The organism is Lacimicrobium alkaliphilum, assembly GCF_002591895.1.
Lineage (GTDB): Bacteria > Pseudomonadota > Gammaproteobacteria > Enterobacterales > Alteromonadaceae > Lacimicrobium > Lacimicrobium alkaliphilum.
The window spans coordinates 1-1357 of the sequence record NZ_NISX01000041.1; the positions used below are offsets into that span (position 1 = coordinate 1).

General features: G+C 39.8%; 1 protein-coding gene and 1 pseudogene. One reads left to right on the top strand and one right to left on the bottom strand.

What is annotated here, in order from left to right; translation table 11 throughout:
- The first annotated feature begins 149 nt into the window (after positions 1-149).
- Positions 150-1028: a DUF2971 domain-containing protein gene (locus CDA54_RS19365; protein WP_180237285.1), complete on the top strand. Its 879-nt coding sequence runs from the start codon at positions 150-152 to the stop codon at positions 1026-1028.
- A 51-nt stretch (positions 1029-1079) separates the two neighbouring features.
- On the opposite strand, the pseudogene CDA54_RS19370 reads toward CDA54_RS19365, so the two are convergent.
- Positions 1080-1262 (bottom strand): annotated as a pseudogene (locus CDA54_RS19370) (IS256 family transposase); the annotation flags it as partial.
- Between the last annotated feature and the right edge of the window lie 95 nt (positions 1263-1357).

Genomic DNA, 1357 nt, shown 5'->3' on the forward strand with positions numbered 1-1357 from the left:
AAAAGTAGGATCTGACCCTGTCTGATCACCAAACGTCATGAATGTTCCCTATCTCAATGAATTTTATGGACTATTTGTGGGGATTCCTCAGGATCTGACCCACTTTATTACTCTTTATTATGACCCTCTTTATTAGACCTGGAGAAATAATGAGTCTTTATCACTATACAGATATCAACGCGGTTAAAAGTATCTTAGAGAACAAAGAACTGTGGCTGACTCATATTGGGTACATGAATGATGATGAAGAGTTTATATCAGGTCTGGAAAGGATAGCGGACAAAGCCATTGGACAAAGTGCAAGTGAATATTTAGGTGGGCAAAGTAAAGAAGAGTTAGTAAATCAATTAATCGAACAGGCTCAGGATGAAAATATCTTTGTATGTTCATTTTGCCAAAAAGCAGATTTACTAAGCCAATGGAGAGGATACACCCCGAATAATGGAGGATATGCGGTTGAATTCGATGAAGCTGTTATCTCTGATCTAATAGATGAGATAAGTCAAAGTCTAAATGCCTTGTCTTTATCCGCAGAGAAAATGGCCAGAGATGATGAAATCGATACCAAGAGTCGTGATGAATTAATTTTCATGGACAAGTATATAGAAATCAGTTTTTTAAAACTGGATAGCTGTGCGTATGAGGAGGCAGATAAAGAAGCTTTAGCCATTGGTGCTGCAAAAGAGTGGATTAGTATGAAAAGAAGAGAAAATTGTAAAACAGATTTTATGAATACATACAAAAGTTACCTGTTTAGCAGCTGTATGATGAAGAACAAAGGCTTCTCAGAAGAGAAAGAGAAACGCTTAATGGTAAGAACATCAGCCGCAGAGCATCATAGGTGTAGAGATGGCATATTTGTACCCTATTTCAAATTTAAGCTACCTGATAGCGCCATTAAAAATATCTGGGTGGGACCTAGCCGTTACCAAGATCTAAAAGTTAAGGGTCTAAGTTCATTCCTTAAAAGCTTGAAGCAGGATAATCCGATAGGTATTAAGAAGTCAGTAATACCGTTAAGAACATAAATGTAAGACATGAAGAGGGTATTCAAAACACTGTGTCAGCCTAAATTTCAATCACAGGTCAATGTGAGCATCCAGCCGCACTTCGAAGTGAATGGCCAACTGTGACAGTGTCAGGTTCCAGTTTTGCACCGGATGCGTCCAGCGCTCTGACGCCTTCAACATACCGGCGTACAACAGCTTAAGCAAACTGTCTTCATTGGCAAAGCCGCCCTTGGTTTTGGTCAGTTTACGAAACTATCGGTGCATCAGAAGGGTCACATCAGAAGGGTCAGAGTTGTTGAAATGCCATCCATGCTGCCAGCAGCAGGGAGAGTGTAAAGGATTTTGTG